Here is a 26,877-nt window from a genome sequence, read left to right as displayed (position 1 = left end):
ACGTCGGCCCCCTCCACGACCGCGCTGGTCGTCGGACCCGCCGCAGGCAGGATCGACGAACAGCCCGACACCGCCAGGGCGGTGCAAAGGGCCAGAGGAAGTGCGCGCATGCAGGGTCGCCTGTCGGTTTCTCTCATTGGCTGCCTAGACCATTGCCGCAACCATGTCCGTGGCGGTGGGGTCACACTTCGCCCGGGAGCGGCCAGGAACGGGAAACCATCCCCGCTACTCACCGCCTGTCCGCGCGAGATTCACATTTGGGCGACGTCGAACATCGCACCGAGATAAGCGTTCTCACCCTACGCAGATCTGGTATCTGTCGAGATCAGATTTCTCGGCACCCCCGAATCCATGACTTCGTCATTCGACTATACACCTCCGGGCCTTGCGGATGGGGTCCCCGGCGCCGTCCGGCGCCGGCACGTCTTCTACGTTCCAGGGTATGATCCGGAGGGCAGCAGCCGCTACCGGATGCTGTTCGTCCGGGAACTGACGCGTTACGCGAAGCGCTTCGGCGAACCCAAGCCCAGCATCACCCGCGCCACGATGAACGCGGACGAGACGGTACAGAGCTGGCGCGTGGCCGCGCAGCCCGAGACCGGGGGCGCCGAGACCAGCTACGACGTGCTGCTCTGGGACGACATCGTCCGGAACGATTTCCAGCGCCTGCGCCTCGTCAGCGTCGCCCTCCTGGTGGTGGGCACGCTCCAGGCCATCACATCCGGCATGATGGTCCGGTTCTACCGGCTGAACTGGAAGTACGGAAACGTCATCCTCTACCCCCTGCTGATGGTCGTGGTCCTCGCCCTCTGCACCGTGGCCATCGCGGCCTTCGTCCATGCCCATCTCGGCACGGGCTTCGCGCACAGCCTCGGCTGGCCGCTCTGGGCCACGATCCCGGCCGGGCTCGTCATCGGCCTCGCCTGGGTGAAGGCGATGGAGGCGCTCCTCAACCGGATCTTCTTCTGGCAACTCCTGAACGACTGGGTCTTCAACTGGCAGCACGGTCGGGGCAGCCGCCCCGATTACGAGCGCCGCCTCGAACTCTTCGCGGACCACGTCCATGCCCGCTGCTCCGCCTTCGCGGAATCCGGGGACATCCCGGACGAGGTCATGATCCTCGGACATTCCTCGGGCGCCCTGACGGCGGTGGAGGTGGCGGCCCGCGTGCTCGCCCGCGCGCCCGACCTGGGATGCGCCGGGCAGACGCTCGCCCTCGTCACCCTGGGCTCCGGCCTGCCGCTGGTGGCCTTGCAGCCACGCGTCGATCGCCTGCGCGACGAGATCGCGACCCTGGTGACATCGCGCCGCCTCGTCTGGGTCGACTTCCAGGCGCCGCAGGACTGGATGAACTTCCCGGGCTTCAACCCCGTGAAGGATCTCGACCTCGACCTCCGGGGCCGGCCGGCGGCCAACCCCCTCGTGCGCTCGGCTCGGTTCCGCGAGATCATCAGCGCGGAGACCTACATGAAGGTGCGCTGGCGGCCCTTCCGGATGCACTTCCAGTTCCTCCTCTCCAACGATCAACGGGGCTACTACGATTTCTTCGCGATGACGCTCGGCCCCCAGCGCCTGCGCGAGCGGGTGCTGAACCCAGTCCTGCCGGAACCCGGCCCCGCAATCCTCGCCCCCTGAGGCCGCGCCGCCGAATTCCGCCGCAAAGCCTGCTAAGGAGCAGGCTCGGCACAGGAGAGCGCGATGTCGTCAGCCTCGAATCCGGCGCCGGGCGACAAGCCCGGCATCCTCGTGGTGATGGGGGTGTCGGGGTCCGGCAAGAGCACGGTGGCGGCCTGCCTCGCCGAGCGCCTCGGCTGGGTCTTCGTCGACGGCGACAGCTTCCACAGCCCGGAACACGTGGCCAAGATGCGGGCCGGGCATCCCCTCGACGACGACGACCGTGCCCCCTGGCTCGCCGCGATCGGCGCCTGGATCGATACGCGCCTGCAGGCGCGCGAGCCCGGCATCGTCGTCTGCTCGGCCCTGCGCCGGGCCTATCGCGACGTCCTCGTGCGGGGGCGCGACGCGGTCCGGATCGTCTACCTCGAGGGCGACCGCGACCTGATCGACCGGCGCCTGGCGCTGCGCCGGGGGCACTTCATGCCGGCGGCCCTCCTCGACACCCAGTTCGCCATCCTGGAGCCGCCGGGGCCGGAGGAAAACGCGATCGCGGTGGGCATCGAGGGCCCACCCGAGGCCATCGCCGCAACGATCGCGGTTCGGGCGGGATTGGAGGAGGGCGCACAGGAGCCCCGAAACCCCGCATGAGCACCTCGTCCCATCCGTTCTCGGACATGGCCCCCGCCGACATCGCTCTGGTAATCTCGGACGTGGACGGCACCCTCGTCACCTCTGACAAGCGCCTGACGCCGGCCGCCCGGGCGGCGGTGCGCAGCCTGGGCGAGGCGGGCATCGCCTTCACCATCGCGTCGAGCCGGCCCCCCATCGGCCTCAAGCCGCTGGCGGCAGACCTCGGCCTCACGCTGCCGATGGGCGCCTTCAACGGCAGCACCCTGGTGGCCCCCGACCTCACCATCCTGTCGGAGACCCTGATCCCGGCCGAGGCCGCCCGCGCGGCGGCCCGGCTCTTCTCGGAGGCCGGGCTCGCCATCTGGGTCTTCGCCGAGGGGCGCTGGAACCTCACCGACCCGCACGGCCCCTACACCGATCTCGAGCGCCGCACCCTGCTCACCGAGCCGCACGCCGTGGATGATCTCGGACCGCTCCTCGGCCGGGCCGCCAAGATCGTGGGGGTGAGCGCGGACGCGGACCACCTCGCGGCCTGCGAGGCGCGGGTCGCCGCCGCGCTGGGCGAGGACGCCGACGTCCACCGCTCGCAGGCCTACTACCTCGACGTGACCCCGCCGGGCGTCGGCAAGGCCGGCTTCGTCGACGCCATGAGCCGGCACCTCGGCATTCCCCCGGCCCGCATCGCCACCCTGGGCGACGCCGGCAACGACGTGCCGATGTTCGCGCGCAGCGGCTTCTCCGTGGCGATGGGCAACGCCGCCCCGGCCGTGCAGGCGGCGGCCCGGGCGGTGACGGCCGGAAACGACGCGGACGGGTTCGCCAAGGCCATCGCAAAATTCATTTTGCGGCGCTGAGGCGGCGCGCCGGCAGACCCCCGCACAAATGCCGGAGGGCATTGAGCCCGTTCGCGAATCGGCTCCGGTACAATCGGCGCGCACCCGGCACACCTGTGCCATGTGCGCCACAGCACATGGGGAAACGGCCACGCTGACCCGGCCCGAGCCGCTTTCCGGCCGCAATTCGACCGGACCTTGGCCATCCAAGAAAAAGGTCGATCCGGGTCTCCGTATGAACCAGCGCCTCCTGCTCCTCGCCGTCGTGGCGGTCGCCGTGCCCTGCGGGGTTCTCGCGCCCGGCGAGGCGACCGCGCAGGGTTCGGCGGCCCGGGACAACATCGACGCGCTGATCGAGCAGCAGGCCAAGGCCCAGGGCGTTCCGTCGAGCTTCGTCCACCAGGTCGTGAAGCGCGAGAGCAACTACAACCCGAACGCCAAGGGCGGCAGCGCCCTCGGCCTGATGCAGATCAAGCACGCCACCGCCAAGGGCCTCGGCTACCAGGGCGACGCGGCCGGGCTGTTCGATCCCCGCGTGAACCTGCGCTACGGCATCGCCTACCTGGCGGGCGCCTACCGTGCCGCCAAGGGCGACATCGCCCGTGCCTATGGCTTCTACAATCGCGGCTACTACTACGCCGCCAAACGCCTCGGCATCGAGACCAGCGTCCCCGACGACATCGACGCGCCGAAATCCGGCGAGGCCTTCGGCAGCGTCTTCGCGCGCGCCGCCACGCCGTCGGTCGCCGCCGCCAACACCGCGCTCGCCTACGCTCCGAGCCCCGCGGCGAACGGCATACCGACGGACGTCGTCGCGGTGCCGCTGCCGCCGCGCCGTCCGGCCTCCCTGGCGGGCCTCACCACAACGGAGGTGGCGGCCCTGGCCCCCGAACCGGCTCCGAGCGCCGCGGCTCCGGCGATCAGCCCCAATCCCGGCTTGGCCCCGACCGTGGTCCAGACCGGCGCCCCGGTCGAGGCGGCCTTCAGCGAGACCATCGAGGTGCCGCTGCCGCCGCGCCGGCCCTCGGCCCTCGCCCTGGCGTCGGTCGGGCGGCCAATCGTCGCGAAGAAGGCGCCCGCGACCGGCACCATCCTCGAGGCCTCGGCCCTGCCGGTTCAGTAAGGGCGGGGTCTTCGCCCTGCCGGAAACGGGAAAGCCACCCGAAACGGTCCGCCAGAACGCGGTCGGACCCGCCTGACGGGCAGATTTCAGGCCAACGCGCGCCGGCCCGGCCTCAGCGCCGCCGACCCTCGGAAAAGGTTTTCCACCGGTTCGAATGTCCGGAATGGCTTGCGTCGCGGCCTGCCTAGTCTCACATGGTGCAATGCGGTGAACTGCAGTCAGGCCGGTCGGGCACGATCGCTGCAGCATCCGCGAGACGGGGCGCCTTCGGGACAACGGTGCGAACCGGTGTTCCTCTGTCAGGAGCCACGAACATATTCAGGCACCATACTTCCAAGTATCGTTCGATTCTTGGAACCAAGCGCCTATTGTATTGCAACCGGCGCGCAGGTCCGACCACCTGGGCGCGCATCGAGGAAGCGGACGACGGCATGGCCGGCGCGGCAGAACAAGAATCGATCTTCCTGGCTGAGCTCGGCCGGAGGGTCCGTCACGCCCGGACCGTGCGCGGCCTGTCTCGCAAGCTCCTCTCGCAGACCTCGGGGCTCTCGGAGCGCTACATCGCGCAGCTCGAGAGCGGACAGGGTAACGTCTCGATCATCCTGCTGCGCCGCGTCGCCAACGCGATGGGCGTGCGCCTCGACGACCTGATCGCCGGGCAGGATATCGGCCCGGACTGGCACGTGATCCGTGACCTCCTCGGCAACGCTTCACCCGAGCAGATCGCCCTGGCCAAGGGAATCCTGTCGGGGCAATCCTCGGCGAGCGGCGAGGTACCACAGCCGCGCGTCGCCGTGATCGGCCTGCGCGGGGCCGGCAAGTCGACCCTCGGACGCCGGGTCGCCGACCGCCTGGGCTGGACCTTCGTGGAACTCAACGCCGAGATCGAGCGCGAGAACGCCCTCTCGGTGAAAGAGATCTTCGCGATCTACGGGCAGGAAGGCTACCGGCGGCTGGAGCAGGCAGCCCTGCGCCGCCTCACCGAGCATCCCGGCCCCCTCGTTCTCGCCACCAGCGGCGGCATCGTGGCCGAGCCCCTGACCTACGACCTGCTGCTCCAGGCCTTCTTCACGATCTGGCTGCGGGCCCGGCCCGAGGAGCACATGCAGCGGGTGCGCGACCAGGGCGACCTCGCCACCACCGGCGACCACCCGTCCGCGATGCAGGAGTTGCGCGCGGTCCTGGCCAGCCGCGAGCCGCTCTATGCCCGCGCCTCGTCCGTGGTCGACACCTCCGATGTCCCCGTGGAAGTGATGGTCGACCGCCTCGCCGAGGCGATCGAGGCCCGGTTCGGCGATCTCGACCAGCGCCGCCGCGCCTGACGATCGGCGCGCCTCCGCTCGGCCCGGATACCGCCCGGTCTTGATCGACCGCCCGAGGCACACCAAGCTACGGACATGCGACTCGGCGGCAATTCGGTCTGCTGAGATCGCCGATGACAGACGAACCATCCACCGGAACGCCGCGGGGCGGATGCGTCGTCCCGGCGACCACCCAGCGGGGGTCGTCACGGGGCGGTCCGCCTCCCGGCGCTTGAGAGGCCGGCCCAGAGGAGGCCCCAATGTCCGCCAGTGCATTCCCGGTCGCAGTGCAGGAGTCCGAGCCGCTCGCCGTCTGCGATCCAATCTGGGCGCGCCTGCGGGTCGAGGCCGAGGCGATCGTGCGGGAGGAGCCGCAGCTCGCCTCCTTCATCGTGGCCACGATTCTCAACCACGCCTCCCTGGAGGGCGCGGTGGCCCACCGGGTCGCGGCCCGCCTCGGGCATGTCTCCCTGCCGGCCGAACTCGTCGCCCACGGTTTCCACGAGGCGATCGGCGCCGATCCGGACCTCGGCCGCGCCTTCCGGGCCGACATCGCGGCGGTGCTCGATCGCGACCCGGCCACCAGCCGGGCCATCGAACCGGTCCTGTATTTCAAGGGCTTCCACGCGATCCAGGCGCATCGTCTCGCGCACTGGTACTGGGGGCAGGGCCGGCGCGACCTCGCACTCTACCTCCAGAGCCGGTCCTCGGAGGTGTTCCAGACCGACATTCATCCGCAGGCCCGGATCGGGCGCGGCATCTTCCTCGACCACGCCACCGGGCTGGTGGTCGGCTCCACGGCGGTGATCGAGGACGACGTCTCGATCCTGCATGCCGTCACCCTCGGGGGCACCGGCAAGCAGGGCAGCGACCGCCATCCGAAGATCCGCCACGGCGTCATGATCGGGGCCGGGGCCAAGATCCTCGGCAACATCGAGGTGGGCGCCTGCGCGCGCATCGCAGCCGGCTCCGTCGTGCTGCGCGCGGTTCCCGCCAACACCACCGTGGTCGGCGTGCCGGCCCGCGTGGTGGGAACCGCCGGCTGCGCCGAGCCGTCGCGGGCCATGGACCAGCTCGTGGCCATGGATCAGTTCATCCACATGGCCGAGGGCATCTGACGGCGCTCGGGCTTGGGACTCAGCCCCGCTTGCCCATCCCCCGATGGCGTGGCAAGCGGGGGCCAGCCCGGCCCAAGGCCGCGCCCGGCCGAGCCCCGCGGCATGCCGCGCGCCGTCCTGTGCGCCGGAGGCCCCGATCCCAACGCGAGAGGCGATCAGCGTGAACAAGACCGACATTGCGAAGGTGCAGGACTACCTCCGCCGCACCTTCGCCAACACCAACATCCGCCTCGTTCCCCGCCCCAAGAAGGACGATTCGGCCGAGGTCTATATCGGCGAGGAGTTCCTGGGCGTGGTCTCGGTGGACGACGAGGACGGCGACCGCTCGTTCAACTTCGCCATGGCGATCCTGGACATCGACCTCGAGGATTAGGGGCTTCGCCTGCCGGATCGACGGGTCCGCCGCACGCTCCTGCGACGCAGGACCCTGTGCGCGGATTTAACCCTGACGGCAGGAAACCCTTAACGTTTCGTAAACGACGCGGCACAGTGCGCTCCACATCGTTCTCGATGCTGGAGCGTTCGCGTCATGACTCTCAGCCCCTCGGCCATCGAATCCCTCCAGACCCTCTGCGTCGGCCTCGCCCTGTCGGGCCTGCTCGCGAGTGCGTTCGAACTCTTCACCGCGCGCCGCGCCAGCTTCAGCCTGCTCGAGCGCGGCGGCGTCACCGCCGTGGCGGCCCTGCCCATGCTGGCCTTCGGGGCGCCCTTCATCATCCTGCGCAACACGGTCCGCGGGCGGCGCTTCGAGCGGCGACCGATCCCCTTCGTGATGATCGCCACGATCATCGCCTGCGGCTGGAGCCTGATGTCGGGCCGCATCGCCCTCGACCTCGCGCACCTGATCACGGGCCTCTGAAAGACCCGTGATCCCCGGCTCGCCGCCGCCGTTAGCGGTTGGCGGTGGCCACCGGCGAGGCGCCTGCGTTGAGGGTGACCCAGGCGAGACCGTCCTGGCCCTCGCGCTTGATGAAGGTGTACCCGGTGGCGGGGGCCGAGAGCACGGCGTTGGTCTTGTTGTCGAGGATGAGGTCTCCCCGATCGGTGCGGACCATCAGCACCGCGTGCCCCTCGCCGATATCGTCGATCACCACCGTCATCCGCAGGGCCCGGCGCGGCAATCCGCGCTCCACCAGCATCCGGCGCTTGAGAAGCTGATAATCCTCGCAATCGCCGAAACCGTCATCGGGATAGTCCCAGCGGTCCACCACGCCCCAATGGGCGAGATCGGTGATCGGCTTGATCCGGGCATTCACCCGGCGGTTGACGCGGGCAAGCAGGTCGCGAATGCGCGGCGTCAGGGTGATGATGGCGGGCTCGCTCGTGTCGACCGCGCACTCGGCCGGCATCCGCGCGCACAGCGCGGTCCAGGCCGCGACCGGGCGGGCGGGCGGACCCGCATCGACCCGTGGGGCGTCGGGCAGGGCGGCGACGGTCTGCGCCTCCGTGGTGGCGCCCCCGAGGAGCAGGATCGAGCCCACCAGGGAGAACTGAACCGCGCGACCGATCCGTCGCCACAGGACCCGGCGCCCCCAGCCCGGCGCGAGCCCATCACCACTTCGCAGAATCGCGTGCCGCATGCCGGTCGCCCTGCCGTCCCTCGTGAGACGACGAAGTTTGCACGGGAGCGGCCGAGGCTCAATCGGAAAGTTAAACCCCCGTTAACCCGCGAGCGCAGGAGAAGGTTCCGCGTGACGATGTGGTTTTCGTGTCATCGTCGCGGGACGGCACGGGACATCGCTCCCGTTCGCCTGCCGGGCGGAACCCGCGCCGGGGCGGCCAACCGTCAGCGGTTGGCGGTCGTGACCGGCGAGGTGACACCCCCAAGCGAGACCCATGCCACCGTCTCGGCCGATTCGCGCTTGATGAAGACGTAGCCGGTCCGGTGCCAAGCCAGCACATCGCCGACCTTGTTGTCGAGCACGAAGTCGCCCCGGTCGGTGATCAGGGTGAGCACGGCGTGGCCCTCGCCCTTCTCGTCGATGACCACGGTCATGCGCATCGCCCGGCGCGGCAGGCCGGCCTCGGCCAGGAGCTTGCGCTTGAGGAGCTGATAATCCTCGCAGTCGCCGGCGCCGTCCTCGGCCAGGTCCCAGCGGTCCGGCACGCCCCAGTGATCCATATCGGTGAGGGGGCGCAGGGTGCGGTTCACCCGGCGGTTCACCGCCGCGATGGTGGCCCAGGTGGCGGGGGTGAGGGTGATGCGCGGGGCCTCGTTGAGGTCGATGGCGCACTCGGCGGCGTAGCGCTGGCAGAAGCCGGACCAGGCGGCCAGGGGCTTGGCCTCGTGCAGGGGCTGCGCCGAGGGGGTCGGCGAGGGCAAGGACAGCATGGGCAGGCCGGCCTGGGTCTGCGCCTGGCTCGGGCTTACCGTCGCGGCCAAGGCTGCGAGAAGTGCCAGCGCGATCGTCTTCGTCCTGCCCATGGCGGCGTCCTCAAGTCCAACGCCGTCATCGTGCCGCCACGGAGCCTGTCCCGCGCTGAAGTCGATCCGTGCAATTTTATCGATTCGGCGCGGCCCGGCGCCTCTCGCGTGCCAGGCCCAACGCCACCTCACGGCGATGCCGCGAACCCGCGCGATTCCCCCAAGGGTACGGTAACCATCCCGCTCCGGGTGCGATGCGGAGCTCCGCCGTGACACCCGCGGGCGCCCTTGCTATGCCCCTCCGATCCGGGCTGGCGGGCGAGCCGGCGGGGTCAAGACCCGCACCAAGACCCCGCCCAGCCCCTGAAGCGGATTCGTCGTGCCATGAACATCTTCGCCACCTTCGAGGGCCGCGTCCGCGCGGCCGTGCAGGGCCTCATCCGGTCCGGGCAACTGCCCGAGGGACTCGACCTCGCCCGCGTGGTGGTGGAGCCGCCCCGCGACGCCAGCCATGGCGATCTCGCCACCAACGCCGCCCTGGTGCTGGCCAAGGAGGCGAAGACCAACCCGAAGGCCCTCGGCGAGACCCTGGCGGCCGCCCTGCGCGCCGACCCCGACGTGGTGGAGGCACAAGTGGCCGGCCCCGGCTTCATCAACCTGCGGCTGGCCCCGGGCACGTTCCATGCCGTGGTGCGGGCCGCCCTCGCCGAAGGCGAGGCCTACGGTCGGGGCACGATGGCGAGCGGCGCTTCGCCGGCGGGCCGCGTCAACATCGAGTACGTCTCGGCCAACCCCACCGGCCCGATGCATGTGGGCCACGGGCGCGGCGCGGTGTTCGGCGACGCGCTCGCCAACCTCCTGGTGGCGGCCGGGCGCGACGTGACGCGCGAATACTACATCAACGACGCCGGCGCGCAGGTCGACGTGCTCGCCCGCTCTGCCTTCCTGCGCTACCGCGAGGCACTCGGCGAGCCCGTCGGCCCGGTGCCGGAGGGGCTCTACCCGGGCGACTACCTCGTGCCCGTGGGCCAGGCCCTCGCCGAGGCCCATGGCCGCGCTCTCCTCGACCAGCCGGAGACGGAATGGCTCCCGCTGGTTCGGGCCTTCGCCATCGACGCGATGATGGACCTGATCCGGGCCGACCTCGAGCGTCTGGGCATCCACCACGACGTGTTCTTCTCGGAAGCCACCCTGAAGGAGGCGGTCCCCGTTCTCCTCGCCGAACTCCGGGGGAAGGGGCTCGTCTACGAGGGGCGCCTGCCGCCGCCCAAGGGCCAGCTCCCCGAGGATTGGGAGGACCGCGAGCAGACGCTGTTCCGCACCGTGGAGTTCGGCGACGACGTCGACCGGCCGCTGCTGAAGTCGGACGGCTCCTTCACCTACTTCGCCTCCGACATCGCCTACCACCGGGACAAGATCGCGCGGGGCGCCACCGACCTCATCGACGTGCTGGGCGCGGACCATGGCGGCTACGTCAAGCGCATGCAGGCCGCCGTGAAGGCGGTGAGCGACGGGCACGCCACCCTCGACGTGAAGCTCTGCCAGCTGGTGCGGCTGCTGCGCGCGGGCGAGCCCGTGAAGATGTCCAAGCGCGCGGGCGAGTTCATCACCCTGCGGGAGGTCGTCGACGAGGTCGGCCGCGACGCGATCCGCTTCATGATGCTCTATCGGAAGAACGACGCCACCCTCGATTTCGACCTCGCCAAGGTGGTGGAACAGTCGAAGGAGAACCCGGTCTTCTACGTGCAGTACGCCCATGCGCGCTGCGTTTCGGTGTTCCGCCAGGCCGCGCAGGCGATGCCGGGCGAGGACCTCTCGCGGAACGGCCTGCTCGCCGAGGCCGACCTCGCGCTTCTCACCGACCCGGGCGAGATCGAGATCATGCGGCTCGTCGCGCAATACCCGCGCGTCATCGAGGCCGCGGCGGGCGCGCACGAACCGCATCGCGTGGCGTTCTACCTCTACGAACTCGCAAGCTCGCTCCACGGTTTGTGGAACAAGGGCAAAGACTTGCCGCAATTACGGTTTATTAATCCTGACGACCGAAACTCCACTCGGGCTCGATTGGCCCTCGTTGAGGCTTTGCGGGGCGTTGTCGCCTTCGGCCTCGCGGTGTTGGGCGTCACCGCGCCGGACGAAATGCGGTGAGGTGATCTCGGCGTGAAGAGGGATGCTGGCATGACGACGAACGCTTCGCGAGCGACAGTCGATTTCGACGCTTTCGCGCGGGATCTGCAGCAGCCCCAGGCGCCGGTTCAGCCCGCCCAGGTTCAGCCCGTGGCCGGCGCGGCCGCCCCCAAGGCCGACCCGCTGGCCGAGCTCGCCCGGATCGTCGGGCAGGACGATCCGTTCCGGGCCCTGCTCCAGGCCCGCGACGCCCAGGTGGCCGGGCGGACCCGTGTCGAGCCGAGCTTCGGTGAGGCGCCGGCCCAGCCCTATGCGCCGCAGACCTACGCCCAGCAGCCGGCGCCGCAGGCGGGCTCGAACGCTGACGCTTTTGACCAGTATCTCGCCTCCGTCGATCACGGCGCCTACCGCGATCCCCAGGAGCCCTACCCGGATGCGAACGCCGCCGAGTTCGCGCCCAACGATGCCGACGCCCGGGTCCGCCCCCTGGAGCGGCCGCGCCAGCGCAGCCGCCTCGTCTCGGTGGGAGCCGGCCTCGGCGTCCTCGCCCTCTGCGTCACCGGAGCCCTCGCCTGGCGCGGCCTGCACGGGAGCACCGGCGGTGCCGGCGGCGTTCCGACCATCATGGCCGACACCGCGCCCCTGAAGATCGCGCCGCAGAAGGCGGACGGCGTCGAGATCCCGGACCAGAACAAGCAGATCTACGACCGCACCGCCAAGGACGGCCAGATCCGCATCGTCAACCGCGAAGAGCAACCCCTCGACGTCGCCCAGGCCGCCCGCGCGGCCCTGGGCTCGGCGGAGGGCGGCGCCACCCCGGGCAGCGCCGCGCAGACCCCTCAGGCTCAAGGCCAGCAGGGCGGTGGCCTCACCGATTCCCTCGGGGAGCCCCGCCGGGTCCGCACCGTCTCGGTGAAGCCCGACACGCCGCCCCCGCCGCCCCAGCGCGAAGCCCCGGCGGAGGCGACCGCGACGCCGGCTTCCGTGATCCCGACCATGACCCTTCCGGGCGCCGCCGCCGACGGCGCGCCCGCCAACGGCTCACTGCGCCAGCGCGCCGCCCGGCTTCCGCCGCCGGTCGCCACCACGCCGGTGGCGGAGGCGCCCGCCCCGACCCAGGCCGAGCCGGCCCCGGCCCCGCGCCCCAAGGCCCCCCAGCGCGTCGCCGCCGTGGCGCCGGAATCGACCTCGGCCATCGCGAGCCCGCCCCCCGCGGCGGCGGCGGCCAGCGGCGGAGGCGGCTACGCGGTCCAGCTCGGCGTGCGCACCAGCGAGAGCGAGGCCCAGGCCACCTTCCGGCAGATGCAGGGCAAGTATAACCAGCTCTCCGGCCAGCCCGCCCTGATCCGCCAGGCCGAGGTCAACGGCAAGACGATCTACCGCGTCCGAGTCGGCCCCCTCGGCAAGACCGAGGCGACCAGCCTGTGCACCCAGCTTCAGGGCGCGGGCGGCCAGTGCTTCGTGGCCAAGAACTGACACCGGACCTGAACTGACCCCGAACCCGAACTAACTCCACACTCAGGGCGGCCCCTTCGGACCGGTGAGCGGTGACGGGACGCGGGATCCGCGTTCCGTCACGATGCCCGTGGCGCTGCCCCGATCCGGACGGCCCTGTGGCCCCGGAGCCACGCGCCCGCCCTTGCGTGCGCCGCCATCGCGTCCGACCATTTTCCGGCCCCATCCGGCGGTGATGCCGGTGCCGTCGAATCGATATCTCACGTTTCTCTTCCGGCTCCCCCCGAGCCGGCTCCGGTCCATCCCCGAGGACGCGTCCACCGCCATGACCTCCCGTGCCCTGATCCTCGGTTGCGCCGGCAAGACCCTCTCAGGCCAGGAGGCCGCGTTCTTCCGGGACATGGCGCCCTGGGGCTTCATCCTGTTCAAGCGCAACATCGGCACGCCGGACGAGGTCCGGGCGCTCACCGACGCCCTGCGGGCCACGGTGGGCCGGGCGGACGCCCCGATCCTGATCGACCAGGAGGGCGGCCGGGTGCAGCGCATGGGGCCGCCGCACTGGCCGGCCTACCCGGCCGGGCGTCGCTTCGGCGGCCTCAACGGTTCGGCCGCGGCCATCGCGCATCTCGGCGCCCGGCTGATGGCCCACGATCTCGCCAGCGTCGGCATCAACGTGGACTGCGCCCCCGTCCTCGACGTGCCGGTGGCCGGCGCCCACGACGTGATCGGCGACCGCGCCTACGACACCGCCCCCGGCCGGGTGGCCGAGATCGGCCGGGCCGTGGCCGAGGGCCTGATGCAGGGCGGCGTGCTGCCGGTGATGAAGCATATTCCCGGGCACGGCCGCGCCGGCTGCGACAGCCACAAGGGGCTGCCCGTAGTGGAGGCGAGCCTGGAGGCGTTGAGCGCCCAGGATTTCGTCCCCTTCCGGGCACTGGCCGATCTGCCCATGGCCATGAGCGCCCACGTGGTGCTCACGGCGCTCGATCCCGTCCACCCGGCGACACAGTCGGCCCGCGTGATCCGCGACGTCATCCGCGGCGCCATCGGTTTCGACGGCCTGCTGATGACCGACGACCTCTCGATGCACGCCCTCCAGGGGACATTCCGCGCCCGCACCGAGGCCTGCTTCTCCGCCGGCATCGACGTCGGCCTGCACTGCAACGGCGACGCCGACGAGATGCGCGGCGTCGCCGAGGGGGCCCCGGTTCTGGCCGGCGCGGCCCTGCGCCGGGCCGAGGCCGCCCTGGCGCGCCTGCCCGCCGGCCCCGACGCCTTCGACGTGCACGAGGCCCGGGCTCGCTTCGCCGCCGCCCTGTCCCTCGCCGCCTGAGCGCGCGGGCCCGGATCAGGCGACAACGGCGCGCGGCTGGTCTATGAACTGGCGGCGGGCCGCGAACTTGCATGCCCGCGCTGCGGCGATCGGAACGGAGCGCGCGTCACCCGCACTTCTTGTGCTCGGGGTGCCCGATCCTTAGGTTCGCTCACAACCGACACACGAGACGGCGCCGCGCAGCGTTCGGGCTGCGGCGCGGGAGGTTGCCATGGGCAGCATGAGTATCTGGCACTGGATCATCGTCGCCGGCATCGTGATGCTGCTGTTCGGCCGCGGCAAGATCTCGGACCTGATGGGCGACGTCGCCAAGGGCATCAAGGCCTTCAAGAAGGGCATGGCCGAGGACGAGACGCCGGCCACCACCGCCGTGCCGCCGCCGAGCGCGGGCGAGCCGGTGCGCACGCTCCCCCACCAGGGCGAGCCCGCCACCGCCAACACGGTCTCGGGCAACACGGTCTCGGCCGACCGCAAGGTCGTCTGACCCGCGCGTCGTCGAAGTGAGGCGCATGCGGCCACGCGGGTCTGGCGGAATCCGCCGTGACCTGCCATGGCCTGCGCGCCGTTGATGGACAGCGCGCGGTCGCGGGACAGTCGACACCATGTTTGACATGAGTTGGGGCGAGGTGATGCTGATCGGCGGCGTCGCCCTCATCGTCATCGGCCCGAAGGACCTGCCCAAGGCCCTGCGCACGGTCGGGCAGATCACCGGCAAGATGCGCCGCATGGCCGGCGAGTTCCAGTCGCAGTTCAACGAGGCGATCCGGGAGGCCGAGTTCGACGAGATCCGCCGCGAGGTGGACGGCGTCAAGAAATCGGCAGGCACGATGGGGCCGACCTTCAATCCGGTCCAGACCATCCGCTACGAACTGAAGGGTGCCGTCGACGGACGCACCGCCACGAAGACGACGCCCTCGCCGACGCAAGGGCTCGCCAACGTTGCCGAGCAACTCGGCCCGGAACCCACGATCCAGGCGCCCGCGCAGCCGGAATCTCCGCCGCAGGAGCCTCAGCCACATGGCCCCGCGCCGGAGGCGCCCTCCCACCCGGCGACCCACACCTGGAGCGGCGACCCGCTGACGTCTCCGCCCCCCACCGAGCCGCCGCATGCCGCGCCCCCGCGTCCCGAGGCAGCGGCCAAACCCGAGCTTGATTCCGGCCGATGAGCACCGAGACCGACGACGCCGAGATCGAAGCCTCGCGGGCCCCGCTCCTCGACCACCTCATCGAACTCCGCTCGCGGCTGATCAAGTCGCTGGCCGCCTTCGTGGTGATGTTCTTCGGGTGCTTCTTCTTCTCGCGGCACATCTACAACGTGCTGGTCTACCCCTACGTCTCGGTGGTGGGGGTCGAGAACGCCAAGCTGATCGCGACGCACTTCCTCGAGCAGGTGTTCACCAACATCAAGCTCAGCGTGTTCGGCGCGGGTTTCCTGGCTTTTCCGGTCATCGCCACGCAGGTCTACGCCTTCGTGGCCCCGGGCCTCTACCGCAACGAGCGCCAGGCCTTCCTGCCCTATCTCGTGGCGACACCGGTGTTCTTCGTGCTGGGCGCCCTGGTGGTGTTCTTCCTGGCGATGCCGCTGCTGATCCAGTTCTCGGTCTCGCTGCAGCAGATCGGACAGCCGGGGGAGGCGACCATCGCCCTCCTGCCGAAGGTGGACGAGTACCTCTCGCTCATCATGACGCTGATCTTCGCCTTCGGCATCGCCTTCCAGCTGCCGGTGATCCTGACGCTCCTCGGGCAGATCGGCGTCATCGACACCGCGTTCCTGCGCGAGAAGCGCCGCTACGCCATCGTCCTCGTCTTCGTGGCCGCCGCCATCCTGACGCCGCCGGACGTGATCTCGCAGCTCTCGCTGGCGATCCCGATGCTGCTCCTCTACGAGGCCTCGATCTTCTCGGTGGCCCGCGTCGAACGCCGCCGCAAGGCCCAGCGGGCAGCCGAGGGGCTGGAGCCGTAAGGCCCCCGCTCCCTTACGAGGCTTCGGCCCGGAGCGGCGCCGCGGGCACGGCCGGGTCACGCCAGCGGTTCAGCTCGGCATCGATCGCCCCTTGCGTGCCCTGCATGAATTCGGCGCCGCTCAGGCCCGGGGGCAGGGGGGCGAGGTAACTCACCGTCACGGCGCCGGGGCTGTGGCGGGCGCCCCCATGGGGCCAGTACAGGCCGGAATTCACCGCCACCGGCAATACGGGGAGGCCGAGCTTGGCGTAGAGTAGCTCGACACCGCGCTTGAACTGGACCGGCTCGGCGATGCCGCCGCGCGTGCCCTCGGGAAACATCAGCACCGAGCGGCCCTGCGCGATCGCCGCGCGGCTCTCGTCGATCATCACCCGCAGGGCCTGGGTGCCGTTGGCCCGATCGATGATGATCATCGGCGAGCGGCGCAGGAACCAGCCCACGATCGGGATCGCCACGAGTTCGCGCTTGGCCACGATCGCGACGTTGGGCACCAGCACGAGGAAGGCCAGGGTCTCCCAGGCCGACTGATGGTTGGCCACGATGAGGCAGGGCTCGGACGGGATGCGCTCGCGGCCCTCCTCCACATAGGTGAGCCCGACGATGCCCTTGAGCCCGAACAGGATGCCGCGCGACCACAGGCGGGTGAAGGCGCGGATGGGCCGGGGCGGCGCGCCCAGGAGGGCGAGCACGGCCAGCGGCACGATGAACAGGCCGGTCCAGCCGGCCCAGTAGGCGTTGAAGAGCCCGGAACGGATGCGCGACACGGGGTGGTTCCCTCGATCTCGCTCAAGCCGCCCGACCCGGTACGGATCGGAGCGCCTGAGCGTGGCATTTCATCAGCGACGGCGGCGGCGATCCGGTCTATGCCGGCCCGCCGCGCCGAGGCGCGACCGTTCCTTTAAACGTTTTCCCGATCCACGCGAGCCGAACCCCGTGCGCCTGACCGTCACCACCTGGAACATCAACTCGGTGCGCCTGCGCATCGACTCGGTCCTGCGCTTCCTGGCCGAGACCCAGCCGGACGTGCTCTGCCTGCAGGAGACGAAGTGCCCGGATGACGCGTTTCCCCTCAAGGCCCTGCGGGGCTCGGGCTACGAGAACGTCGTGTTCGCGGGGCAGAAGGGCTATAACGGCGTCGCCATCCTGTCGCGCTTTCCGCTCCTCGGGCGGGAGGTGATGGCGTTCTGCGAGCGCCAGGACGCGCGCCACATCTCGGCGGTGCTGGGGCCGGAGGCCGGCAAGGCCGCCGGGATCGTGCTGCACGATTTCTACGTGCCGGCCGGCGGCGACGTGCCCGACCGCGACAGCAACCCGAAATTCGCGCACAAGCTCGATTTCCTGGCGGATCTGCGAGCCTGGGGCGAGCGCCGCGTCAGCGGTCCGGCAATCCTGGTCGGCGACCTCAACGTGGCGCCGCTCGAACACGACGTCTGGTCGCACAAGCAGCTCCTCGACGTGGTGAGCCACACCCCCGTCGAGACGGAAGCGCTCGAGACCCTGCGGGGCGAGGCGGGCTGGATCGACAGCGCCCGCCTGCTCGTGCCCGAACCCGAGAAAATCTACACGTGGTGGAGCTACCGCTCGCCGGACTGGTCCGCCGCCAACAAGGGCCGGCGCCTCGACCATGCCTGGGTCTCGCCCGACCTCTCCGGCACGGTCCGGGACGTTACCGTGGCCCGGCACGCGCGCGGCTGGGAGCGCCCCTCCGACCACGCGCCGGTGACGCTGACCCTGGACCTGTAGGCGGGCGCCGGCCCGAAACCTCAGGCCCTGAAGAAGGCGAGCAGGTCCGGGTTGATCACGTCCGCATGGGTCGTGCACATCCCGTGCGGGAACCCCTCGTAGGTTTTCAGCGTACCGTGCTTCAGGAGCGGGTGCGCCAGGAGGGCCGAATCGGCGATCGGCACGATCTGGTCGTCGGTGCCGTGCATCACCAGCACCGGCACGTCGATGGCCTTGAGATCCTCCGTGAAGTCGGTCTCCGAGAACGCCGCGATGCAGTCGTACTGCGCCTTGGCGCCGCCCATCATGCCCTGGCGCCACCAATTGTCGATCACGCCCTGCGATACCGTGGCACCCGCCCGGTTGAAGCCGTAGAACGGGCCCGCCGGCACGTCGCGGTAGAACTGCGCCCGGTTGGTCGCCAGCGCCGCGCGAAATCCGTCGAAGACTTCCAGCGGCAGGCCGCCGGGATTCGCCTCGGACCTGACCATCACGGGGGTGACCGCGCCGATCAGCGCCGCCTTGGCGACCCGGCCCGCCTCCGCGCGGGCGACGTAACGCGCGACCTCGCCGCCGCCGGTGGAGTGGCCCACATGGATGGCGCCCTTGAGGTCGAGGGCGGCGGCGAGTTCGACGACATCGGCCGCGTAGGTGTCCATCGCGTTGCCGGTGGCGGTCTGCGAGGAGCGGCCGTGGCCGCGGCGGTCATGGGCGATCACCCGGTAGCCCTGGCCGACGAAGTACAGCATCTGGCTGTCCCAGTCGTCGGAACTCAGCGGCCAGCCGTGATGGAAGACAATGGGTTGCGCCTCCTTCGGGCCCCAGTCCTTGAAGAAGATCTCGGTGCCATCCTTAACGGTGATCGTTCCCATTGCGGCGCTCCCTGGCTTGCGCTGACGACGGATGACCTCGGACCGGGCGGCATCGGATCGCCACGGCCTCAGGTATACCTTCGACAGGGACGGAGAGACACGGCCGGCCCTGCTGAAATCCCGGGCATCCTGCCCGCTTGCACGACAGCCCGCTCGGCGGGCCGAGCCTAGGCCGCATCCGCTGTCACCGGCCGGTCATGCGCGAGGCGTAGGGGCGGCGTCCATCATCCCCGAGGGACAGCCCGAGAGCCCGCATGAATTCAGCAGCACGGGCGGTCCGCCGCGAGACCAGCCTCGGCCTGACCCAGGCCGTGCATCGCAGCCGGGCGCTCTCCCGCGCCGGCCTGTCCGAGCGGCTGTTCACCCTGGCCTTCAGCGGGCTGGTCTATCCCCAGATCTGGGAGGACCCGGCGGTCGATCTGGAGGCCCTGGCGCTGGGGCCGCAGGATCACGTCGTCGCCATCGCGTCGGGCAGTTGCAACGTGCTGTCCTACCTCACGGCCGATCCGGCGCGGATCAGCGCGGTCGACCTCAACGGCGCGCACATCGCCCTGGGACGCCTCAAGCTCGCGGCCCTCACCCGGCTTCCCGACGCGGCGTCCTACCTGCGCTTCTTCGGACGCGCAGACTCCACCGCCAACGTGGCGGCCTACGACGTCCGGATCGCGCCCCATCTCGACACGTCCGCGCGCGCCTACTGGGAGGCCCGGCGCCTCGACGGGCGCCGGCGCATCGCGGCCTTCTCGGAGAACATCTTCCGGCACGGCCTCCTCGGGCGCTTTATCGGGACCGGGCACCGGCTGGCGCGGCTCTACGGCTGCGACCTCTCCGCCATCCTCGCGGCGCGGACCCTGGCCGAGCAGCGCGTCCTGTTCGACGCGCACGTGGCGCCGCTGTTCGAGAAGCGTCTCGTGCGCTGGCTGATCCGGCGGCCCGCCTCCCTCTACGGGCTCGGGATCCCGCCGACGCAGTATCACGCCCTCGCCGCGGACCATCCGGGCGGCATGATCGACGCCCTGCGCCACCGCCTGGAGCGCCTCGCCTGCGACTTCGACCTGCGCGAAAACTACTTCGCCTGGCAGGCCTTCGGGCGGGGCTACGCGCCGGGCCCCGACGCCGCCCTGCCGCCCTACCTGCAGCCGCGCCACTTCGAGGCCCTGCGGGCACGGGCCGGGCGGGTGAGCTACCGGCAGCAATCGATGACGGCGTTCCTGGCCGCGAGCCCCGATGCCAGCGCCGACGCCTACGTGCTCCTCGACGCGCAGGACTGGATGAGCGACGCCGACCTGACCGCCCTGTGGACCGAGATCACCCGCACCGCCCGGCCGGGCGCGCGGGTCATCTTCCGCACGGCCGCCGACGAGCGCTGCCTGCCCGGCCGGGTGCCGGATGCGATCCTGAGCGCCTGGGACTATGCCGAGGCCGAGAGCCGCGCGGGTCAGTCCCGCGACCGCTCGGCGATCTACGGCGGCTTCCATCTCTACCGCCTGCGTGCCGCGTGAGCGACGCCGCGCAGGCGATGGACCGGATGTACCGGCGCCAGCGCCACCTCTACGACGCCAGCCGGAAGTTCTACCTCCTCGGGCGCGACCGGGCGATCGCGGAACTCGCCGTGCCGCCGGGCGGCGCCGTACTGGAGATCGGCTGCGGCACCGGCCGCAACCTCGTGCGCATCGCCCGCACCTATCCGGAGGCGGCCTGCCACGGCATCGACGTCTCGTCCGCGATGCTCGAAACCGCAGCCGGCAGCGTTTCCCGCGCCGGGCTCGAGCCCCGCATCCGCCTCGCGCGCGGGGACGCCACGAACTTCGATCCGGAGGCCCTGTTCGGACGGGGCCGCTTCGACCGGATCGTGATCTCCTATGCCCTGTCGATGATCCCGCCCTGGGAGCGGGTGCTGGCCGAGGCCGCCGGGCACCTCGCGCCGGGCGGAGAGCTCCACGTGGTGGATTTCGGCGGCCAGGCCGGGCTGCCGTGGCCGGTTTGCGCGCTCCTCAACCGCTGGCTCGCCGCCTTCTCGGTGACGCCGCGCGCGACCCTGCCGCAGGCGGTCGCGCGCGTCGCCTCGGCCGCGGGCGGGCGGGCGCAGGTGCGGCAGCGCTTCCGAGGCTACTGCGTGCACGCGGTGATCGCGCGCTGAGGCGTGCCACCAGCTGCGGATTGATTCAGCCCGCTCCGGAACGTCCGGCCCCAGCCCCGCATTGGCCTCCCGACGCGGCATTCCTCGGGCCGCCTATCCCAACCGGAGATTTTTCCATGCGCAAGCTCCTCGTCGCTTTCCTGCTCCCGAAGCTCGTCTCCTACCTGCGCCGCCGCTATTCCGGCCGCCCGAGCCCGCGCCACTATTCCTGAGCGTCAGCGCGCCGGAGCCTCCTCGAGGCCCGGCGCGCCCATCCGGCGCAGCCGCGCCGCCCTTCGGCCGTAGCCGAAGTAGATCGCCAGACCGATGGCGAGCCATAGCGCCAGGCGCAGCCAGGTGTCGCCGGGCAGACCGAGCATGAGGCCGAGGCAGGACAGGATGCCGAGGACCGGCACCGCCGGCATCCCCGGGACCCGGAAGGGACGATGGCGCGTCGGATCGGTGCGGCGCAGCACCAGTACGGCGGTGCAGATCACCATGAAGGCGAAGAGTGTGCCGATGCTCACCAACTCGCCGAGAAGATCGATCGGCACCAGCCCAGCCACCAGGGCCGTCACCGCGCCGATGGTGACTTGGCTGACCGCCGGCGTGCGGAAGCGCGGATGCAACCGCGCGAAGGCCGGCGGCAGCAGGCCGTCGCGCGCCATGGCGTAGAAGATTCGGGCCTGCCCGTAGAGGGCGGCCAGCGCCGCGGTGGTCAGGCCGAGGATCGCCCCGATCTTGATCGCCACCGAGAAGGCGCCGAGCCCGATCACCTCCACCGCCTTGGCGATGGGGTCGGGCACGTTCAGCGCCCGGTAGGGGACGAGGCCGGTGAGCACCGCCGCCACCGCCACGTAGAGCACCGCGCTGACCCCGAGCGAACCCAGGAGACCGATCGGCGCGTCGCGCTGCGGATTGCGCGTCTCGCCCGCAGCCGTCGAGATCGTCTCGAAACCGATGAAGGCGAAGAACACCACGCCCGCCCCGCGCAGGACCCCGCTCCAGCCGAAGTCACCGAAGGCCCCGGTGTTCTCCGGCACCAGGGGTGACCACAGATGCGGGTCAACGTAAGCGGCGCCGATGCCGACGAAGCTCACGATGATCGCGACCTTGATCACCACCATCACGGCGTTCACCCGGGTCGATGCGCGGTTGCCGCGGACCAGCAGCAGGGTCAGTACGCCGATGATGGCCGCCGCCGGCAGGTCGAACCACGCGCTGGCGCCGCCCGGCAGGGCGGTGAAGGGGGCCGCCGTGAGGGCAGGGGGCAGGTGCAGGCCGACCTGGCCGAGGAGCGAGCGGGCGTAGCCCGACCAGCCCACCGCCACGGTGGCGGCGCTCATGGCGTATTCGAGGACGAGGTCCCAGCCGATGATCCAGGCGCAGGCCTCGCCCAGGGTCGCGGTGGCGTAGGTGTAGGTGCTGCCGGGCGCGGGCACCATCGCGGCGAGTTCGGCGTAGCACAGCGCCACGAACCCGCAGGCGATGCCGCCGAGGACGAAGGACAGGGTCAGGCCCGGCCCGGCATAGTTCGCCGCCGCCGTGCCGGTGAGGACGAAGATGCCCGCCCCGATGGTCGCCCCGACGCCCAGGGCCACGAGATCGAAAGCCGAGAGGGCGCGCGGCAGGCGCGTGTCCTCGCCGCCCTCGGCGTCGGCCGCCAGGATGTCGGCGACGGATTTGCGTGCGGAGAGGCTGTCGCCCATCATCGGCCGGACCTTCGCGGGGCGGTGGATCGCGCATCGCGCGGGGCAAATCGCGCGCCAGGGGAGCGCGCGCCGAGCGGCAACCTGCCCGTGTTGTCAGGCCGGCACCCCTCTGGTAGAAAATCGGCCAGCATCAAGAGTCGGGGCGATCCCTGACGCCAACCTGCCCGCCCGGGCAAGGTGGCACCCTCCGGCATCCGGCGGGGATGTGGCCGGACCGGCAACCAATCGGGCTTCGCCATATTTCCTCTCCGTCGGTCGCCGCGCTCCTGATGCGGACCTTGGCCAGACGAGAGCGACCATGCCCCCCGAGCCCCAGCAATTCGCGAGCGACAATTACGCCGGCATCTGCCCCGAGGCCTGGGCCGCGATGGAGGCGGCCAACCGGGGCTCGGTGCCGGCCTATGGCGAGGACCCGTGGACGAAGCGGGCGGCCGACGCGTTCCGGACCCTGTTCGAGACGGACGCCGCGGAGGTGTTCTTCGCCTTCAACGGCACCGCCGCCAACGCGCTGGCATTGGCCTCCCTGTGCCAGTCCTACCACAGCGTCATCTGCTCGGCCTCGGCCCATGTCGAGACCGACGAGTGCGGCGCGCCCGAGTTCTTCTCCAACGGCTCGAAGCTCCTCGTGGTGGCGAGCCCCGACGGCAAGCTGAATCCGGCCCTGATCCGGAGCGTCGCCACGGGGCGTTCGGACATCCATTTCCCCAAGCCCCGGGTGGTGACGATCACCCAACCCACCGAGACGGGGCAGCTCTACAGCCTGGCCGAGATCGGCGCGATCGCCGAGACCTGCCGGGAGCTCGGCCTGCGCCTGCACATGGACGGGGCGCGCTTCGCCAATGCCTGCGCCAGCCTCGGCTGCAGCCCCGCCGAGATGACCTGGAAGGCGGGGGTAGACCTCCTCTGCTTCGGCGGCACCAAGAACGGCATGGCGGCGGGCGAGGCGATCCTGTTCTTCGAGCCCGCATTGGCCGAGGATTTCGGCTATCGCTGCAAGCAGGCGGGACAGCTTGCCTCGAAGATGCGCTTCCTCTCGGCCCCCTGGGTCGGCGTGCTCGAGGGCGGCGCCTGGCTGGCCCACGCGGCCCACGCCAATGCCTGCGCGCGCCGCCTCGCCGCCGCCGTGGCGGACGTCCCCACCTTCACGCTGATGTTCCCGGTGGAGGCCAACGCGGTCTTCCTGCGCGCCGCGCCGGAGCATCTCGAGGCCCTGCGCGCCCGGGGCTGGCGCTTCTACACCTTCATCGGTGGGGGCGCCCGCTTCATGTTCGCCTGGGATTCGGACCCGGCCCGGATCGACGCCCTGGCGGATGACATCCGCGCCCTGAGCCAGCGGGCGGCGTAGGGCCGGGTCTCCGAATGCCGCCGCGCCGCGATTCGTCGCGGGACGGCGATCATCGGCTGCGACACCGGAGTCGCAGCATCGAATTGTCGATGACCCTACGACTTAAGGCGTGTTGCGCCGATCCTCGACCGGCGAAAGGTATCGAGCCTCCATAGTCAGGGAGGCGAACATGCCGACTCTCATCACCGGCACCGCGGGACCGGACCGGCGCACCGGCGGCCCGGGCGAACAGATCATCGACGGACTGCGCGGCGACGACATCCTGGTCGGAGACGTGTCCGGCGACAGCGAGGTCGACGGCTTCGCCGATACCCTCCTCGGGGGCGCCGACGACGACGTCCTGATCGGCGACGTGCGCGGTATGTTCTTCGCCCGCGACAGACTTCTGGTGCGCGGCGGCGACGACCGGCTGGAGGGCGGCGGCGGCCGCGACCGCCTTTTCGGCGACACCTCCGGCACCCTGTCCGCCGGGCCTAGTTCCGCCAACCCCGACGGCACCATCATCCAGGGTGGAGACGACCGGCTCGCCGGTGGCACCGGCGACGACCTCCTGGCGGGCGATGCGGGCGGCGGCTTCGTCGCGGATCGCTACAGCCAGGTGTTGGGCGGACGCGACAGCCTCGACGGCGGCACCGGCAACGACAGCCTGTTCGGCGACGCCGTCTCCGATCTGGTCGCCCTGGATTCGGACGCGCGGATCGTCGGGGGCGCGGACACCCTCCTGGGGGGCGACGGCAGCGACCGCCTCTTCGGCGACACCGGCGGCGGCTTCGTCGCCCTGGCCGAGGGCTCGGTCTATGGCGGCGCCGATCGCCTCGAAGGGGGCAGGGGCAACGACATGCTCTACGGCGACGCGGGCTCGGGCGTGTTCGCCGGGTCGAGCGACGGCTTCGCGCAGGGCGGCGACGACGTGCTCGACGGGGGGGCGGGCAACGACACGCTGTTCGGCGATGCCGCGGCCGAGATCCGGGTCGAGGAGGCCGTCTTCCACGGCGGGCACGACATCCTCGAGGGCGGCGACGGGCGCGACACCCTCTACGGCGATACCGGCGGCGACTTCGTGGTGCGCCTCGGGTCGAGCTTCCTGCGCGGCGGCAACGATACGCTCCGGGGCGGGGACGACGACGACGTCCTCGTGGGCGATGCCGGCGGCGACATGATCAGCGAGGATCCCTCCGCCTTCATCCTGGACGGCAACGACACCCTCTCGGGCGGGGCGGGCGACGACGTGCTCTACGGGGATGCGCGCGGGGACATCCGGGTCGATCCCGCTGCCTGGAACGGCGGCAACGACCTGCTGTTCGGCGATGCCGGAGACGACCTCCTGTTCGGCGATGCCGGGGGCAGCGCCACCGTGGGCGGGAACGACCGCCTCGACGGCGGCGCGGGCCGGGACACCCTGTGGGGCGGCAAGGGCGCCGACGTCCTCATCGGCGGGTCCGGCAACGACCGCTTCCTGTTCGCGGCGGGCGACGGCGGCGCGACGCGGGAGACGGCCGACGTCATCCTGGATTTCGCGAAGGGCGACCGGATCGGTCTCGCCGGCGAGCTCACGCCGCCGGATCTGACCCTCGTCGAGACCGGCGGCGACACCCTCGTCCGGGTCACCGCGACGGGCGAGTTCCTCGTCACCGTCGTGGGCGTCACGGGAATCGGCCAGGACGCGTTCTTCGAGGTGTGATCGCGCGCCACGCGGCGTGCCGGACAGCCCGGGGCTGGCATCCCACCCCGTTTCGTGTATGGTCCGCGCCGCTCCGACCCGTGCGAACGGGGCCGGGGCACAAGCTGCTTGTGGGCCTGACCGTGCTGGACGACATCCCGGCACCGGCCTTCCACGAGCGCGGCGCGGTCCTCGCGACGAGGCCGCCCTTCCCGAAAACCCGTACCGAAAGGCACTGCGATGTCGATCACGGCAGAGCGCAAGACCGCGCTCATCAAGGAATACGCGACCGGCGGCAAGGACACCGGTTCTCCGGAGGTCCAGGTGGCGATCCTCACCGAGCGGATCACCAACCTCACCGGCCACTTCAAGACCCACGGCAAGGACAACCATTCCCGCCGCGGCCTCCTGAAGATGGTCTCGCAGCGCCGCTCGCTGCTCGACTACGTCAAGCGCAAGGACGAGGCCCGCTACCGCAGCCTCATCGAGCGTCTCGGCATCCGCCGCTAAGCGACGGCGTTCACGCGGTTCCGGGCCCGGCCCGGGGCCGCGTTTTGACAGTTCGGGCTGCCGGAATGGGTCCGGCCACCCGAAGACCCGGGCGACTTGAAGGCGCGTGCGCCGGGGACAGGATCGCGGGGGCGTCCATGAGGACGCTCCCGCCATCTTGCCCCTGGCGGCGCCGGGTTCGCCCGACCGCAGGAAGGTGAGACATATGTTCGATATCCAACGCGAAGAGCTGATGTGGGGCGACCGCAAGCTCGTCCTCGAGACGGGCAAGGTCGCCCGCCAGGCCGACGGTTCCGTGATGGCGACCTACGGCGAGACCTCGGTGCTCGCCACCGTCGTGTCGGGCAAGGAGCCCAAGGCCGGAATCGACTTCCTGCCGCTGACCGTGAACTACCAGGAGCGTGCCTACGCCGCCGGCCGCATTCCCGGCGGGTACTTCAAGCGCGAGGGCCGCCCGTCCGAGAAGGAGACCCTGGTCTCCCGCCTCATCGACCGCCCGATCCGCCCCCTCTTCGTCGAGGGCTGGCGCAACGACACCCAGGTCGTCGTCACCGTCCTGACCCATGACCTCGAGAACGATCCCGACATCCTCGCGATGGTCGCGGCTTCCGCCGCCCTGACCCTGTCTGGCGTGCCCTTCATGGGCCCGATCGGCGCCGCCCGCGTCGGCTACGCCAACGGCCAGTACAGCCTCAACCCGCTGGTCGCCGACCTCGAAGCCTCGACCCTCGACCTCGTCGTCGCCGGCACCCAGGACGCCGTCCTGATGGTCGAGTCCGAGGCCAAGGAGCTCGACGAGGAGGTCATGCTCGGCGCCGTGATGTTCGGCCACAAGCATTTCCAGCCGGTCATCGAGGCGATCATCCGTCTCGCCGAGAAGGCCGCCAAGGAGCCCCGCAACTTCCAGGCGCCCGAGCACGGCGACGTGGAAGCCGCCGTGCTCGAGGTCTGCGAAGCGGATCTGCGCGCCGCCTACAAGAACACCGTCAAGCAGGAGCGCTACGCCGCCGTCGACGCCGTGAAGGCGACGGTGATGGCCGCCCTCGGCGGGGCAGAGGGCGGCCATCACCGTC

25 protein-coding genes, 1 pseudogene and 1 riboswitch are annotated in these 26,877 nt (G+C 70.9%); of the genes and pseudogenes, 21 read left to right on the top strand and 5 right to left on the bottom strand.

The genetic code is table 11. The features are described 5' to 3' along the window. Positions 1-351: 351 nt before the first annotated feature. The 8 genes from MFF30_RS15670 (at position 352) to MFF30_RS15635 (ending at position 7,481) form a co-directional block, all read left to right on the top strand. Positions 352-1,635, top strand: a complete 1,284-nt coding sequence (locus MFF30_RS15670; RefSeq protein ID WP_238280316.1) for an alpha/beta hydrolase — start codon at positions 352-354, stop codon at positions 1,633-1,635. A gap of 63 nt (positions 1,636-1,698) precedes the next feature. Next, positions 1,699-2,265, top strand: a complete 567-nt coding sequence (locus MFF30_RS15665; protein ID WP_238280315.1) for a gluconokinase — start codon at positions 1,699-1,701, stop codon at positions 2,263-2,265. Further along, entirely contained in the window at positions 2,262-3,101 is an 840-nt protein-coding gene (locus tag MFF30_RS15660; RefSeq protein ID WP_238280314.1) for a Cof-type HAD-IIB family hydrolase, read from the top strand. Before MFF30_RS15665 ends, MFF30_RS15660 begins: the two co-directional genes overlap by 4 nt. 214 nt (positions 3,102-3,315) lie before the next feature. Further along, a complete protein-coding gene (locus MFF30_RS15655) occupies positions 3,316-4,203 on the top strand; it encodes a lytic transglycosylase domain-containing protein (protein ID WP_238280313.1) in 888 nt (295 codons plus the stop codon). A gap of 410 nt (positions 4,204-4,613) precedes the next feature. Continuing rightward, a complete protein-coding gene (locus MFF30_RS15650; protein ID WP_373320915.1) occupies positions 4,614-5,525 on the top strand; it encodes a helix-turn-helix transcriptional regulator in 912 nt (303 codons plus the stop codon). Between the two features lie 239 nt (positions 5,526-5,764). Then, entirely contained in the window at positions 5,765-6,622 is an 858-nt protein-coding gene (gene cysE, locus MFF30_RS15645) for a serine O-acetyltransferase (RefSeq protein WP_238280311.1), read from the top strand. A gap of 160 nt (positions 6,623-6,782) precedes the next feature. Then, positions 6,783-6,995, top strand: a complete 213-nt coding sequence (locus MFF30_RS15640; RefSeq protein WP_238246304.1) for a DUF3126 family protein — start codon at positions 6,783-6,785, stop codon at positions 6,993-6,995. A 156-nt stretch (positions 6,996-7,151) separates the two neighbouring features. After that, a complete protein-coding gene (locus tag MFF30_RS15635; RefSeq protein WP_238280310.1) occupies positions 7,152-7,481 on the top strand; it encodes a DUF6949 family protein in 330 nt (109 codons plus the stop codon). 31 nt (positions 7,482-7,512) lie between these two features. Here the strand turns inward: MFF30_RS15635 and MFF30_RS15630 are convergent, their stop codons facing one another. Beyond that, positions 7,513-8,202, bottom strand: coding sequence for a transglutaminase-like cysteine peptidase (locus MFF30_RS15630; protein ID WP_238280309.1), 690 nt, complete (start codon positions 8,200-8,202; stop codon positions 7,513-7,515). Between the two features lie 206 nt (positions 8,203-8,408). Then, positions 8,409-9,047, bottom strand: coding sequence for a transglutaminase-like cysteine peptidase (locus tag MFF30_RS15625; protein WP_238280308.1), 639 nt, complete (start codon positions 9,045-9,047; stop codon positions 8,409-8,411). Between the two features lie 324 nt (positions 9,048-9,371). On the opposite strand from MFF30_RS15625, the gene argS reads away from it, so the two are divergent. The 6 genes from argS to tatC all read left to right on the top strand — a co-directional run bounded on the left by argS (position 9,372) and on the right by tatC (position 15,865). Continuing rightward, a complete protein-coding gene (gene argS, locus MFF30_RS15620) occupies positions 9,372-11,135 on the top strand; it encodes an arginine--tRNA ligase (protein WP_238280307.1) in 1,764 nt (587 codons plus the stop codon). Positions 11,136-11,165: 30 nt separating this feature from the next. After that, positions 11,166-12,590, top strand: coding sequence for an SPOR domain-containing protein (locus MFF30_RS15615; RefSeq protein ID WP_238280306.1), 1,425 nt, complete (start codon positions 11,166-11,168; stop codon positions 12,588-12,590). Positions 12,591-12,894: 304 nt separating this feature from the next. Continuing rightward, the gene (gene nagZ / locus MFF30_RS15610; protein ID WP_238280305.1) at positions 12,895-13,902 is read left to right on the top strand and encodes a beta-N-acetylhexosaminidase; all 1,008 of its coding nucleotides are present in this window, start codon (positions 12,895-12,897) and stop codon (positions 13,900-13,902) included. Positions 13,903-14,113: 211 nt separating this feature from the next. Then, positions 14,114-14,386, top strand: coding sequence for a twin-arginine translocase TatA/TatE family subunit (locus tag MFF30_RS15605; RefSeq protein WP_238280304.1), 273 nt, complete (start codon positions 14,114-14,116; stop codon positions 14,384-14,386). Positions 14,387-14,504: 118 nt separating this feature from the next. Next, positions 14,505-15,068, top strand: coding sequence for a Sec-independent protein translocase protein TatB (tatB, locus tag MFF30_RS15600; protein WP_238280303.1), 564 nt, complete (start codon positions 14,505-14,507; stop codon positions 15,066-15,068). Then, on the top strand, positions 15,065-15,865 hold the full coding sequence (gene tatC / locus MFF30_RS15595; RefSeq protein ID WP_238280302.1) for a twin-arginine translocase subunit TatC: 801 nt from the start codon (positions 15,065-15,067) through the stop codon (positions 15,863-15,865). Before tatB ends, tatC begins: the two co-directional genes overlap by 4 nt. 13 nt (positions 15,866-15,878) lie before the next feature. Here tatC and MFF30_RS15590 read toward each other — a convergent pair whose 3' ends face one another. Next, a complete protein-coding gene (locus tag MFF30_RS15590) occupies positions 15,879-16,628 on the bottom strand; it encodes a lysophospholipid acyltransferase family protein (RefSeq protein WP_238280301.1) in 750 nt (249 codons plus the stop codon). Between the two features lie 169 nt (positions 16,629-16,797). On the opposite strand from MFF30_RS15590, the gene xth reads away from it, so the two are divergent. After that, entirely contained in the window at positions 16,798-17,607 is an 810-nt protein-coding gene (gene xth, locus MFF30_RS15585) for an exodeoxyribonuclease III (protein ID WP_238280300.1), read from the top strand. 20 nt (positions 17,608-17,627) lie between these two features. On the opposite strand, the gene MFF30_RS15580 is transcribed toward xth, so the two are convergent. After that, positions 17,628-18,458 (bottom strand): alpha/beta fold hydrolase, encoded by an 831-nt coding sequence (locus MFF30_RS15580; RefSeq protein ID WP_238280299.1) that lies wholly within the window; start codon positions 18,456-18,458, stop codon positions 17,628-17,630. A gap of 254 nt (positions 18,459-18,712) precedes the next feature. On the opposite strand from MFF30_RS15580, the gene MFF30_RS15575 reads away from it, so the two are divergent. Both MFF30_RS15575 and MFF30_RS15570 read left to right on the top strand, forming a co-directional pair. Then, complete coding sequence (locus MFF30_RS15575; RefSeq protein ID WP_238280298.1) at positions 18,713-19,960, top strand: BtaA family protein; 1,248 nt, start codon at positions 18,713-18,715, stop codon at positions 19,958-19,960. Then, complete coding sequence (locus tag MFF30_RS15570; protein ID WP_238280297.1) at positions 19,957-20,598, top strand: class I SAM-dependent methyltransferase; 642 nt, start codon at positions 19,957-19,959, stop codon at positions 20,596-20,598. Before MFF30_RS15575 ends, MFF30_RS15570 begins: the two co-directional genes overlap by 4 nt. Before the next feature lie 215 nt (positions 20,599-20,813). Here the strand turns inward: MFF30_RS15570 and MFF30_RS15565 are convergent, their stop codons facing one another. Next, the gene (locus tag MFF30_RS15565; protein WP_238280296.1) at positions 20,814-22,289 is read right to left on the bottom strand and encodes an amino acid permease; all 1,476 of its coding nucleotides are present in this window, start codon (positions 22,287-22,289) and stop codon (positions 20,814-20,816) included. A gap of 122 nt (positions 22,290-22,411) precedes the next feature. Further along, positions 22,412-22,524: riboswitch (SAM-I-IV-variant riboswitch) on the top strand. 63 nt (positions 22,525-22,587) lie between these two features. On the opposite strand from MFF30_RS15565, the gene MFF30_RS15560 reads away from it, so the two are divergent. From MFF30_RS15560 to MFF30_RS15545, 4 genes and pseudogenes are all read left to right on the top strand, one after another. Then, entirely contained in the window at positions 22,588-23,634 is a 1,047-nt protein-coding gene (locus MFF30_RS15560) for a threonine aldolase family protein (RefSeq protein WP_238280295.1), read from the top strand. A 169-nt stretch (positions 23,635-23,803) separates the two neighbouring features. Then, a complete protein-coding gene (locus MFF30_RS15555) occupies positions 23,804-25,315 on the top strand; it encodes a calcium-binding protein (RefSeq protein ID WP_238280294.1) in 1,512 nt (503 codons plus the stop codon). A gap of 219 nt (positions 25,316-25,534) precedes the next feature. Further along, positions 25,535-25,804: a 30S ribosomal protein S15 gene (rpsO, locus tag MFF30_RS15550; RefSeq protein ID WP_055950756.1), complete on the top strand. Its 270-nt coding sequence runs from the start codon at positions 25,535-25,537 to the stop codon at positions 25,802-25,804. Between the two features lie 205 nt (positions 25,805-26,009). Continuing rightward, a pseudogene (locus MFF30_RS15545) lies at positions 26,010-26,877 on the top strand (polyribonucleotide nucleotidyltransferase); the annotation flags it as partial.

The sequence above is a fragment of the Methylobacterium goesingense genome, assembly GCF_022179225.1.
In the GTDB taxonomy this organism is placed as follows: domain Bacteria; phylum Pseudomonadota; class Alphaproteobacteria; order Rhizobiales; family Beijerinckiaceae; genus Methylobacterium; species Methylobacterium goesingense.
This window is presented reverse-complemented; position numbering and strand designations above follow the sequence as displayed.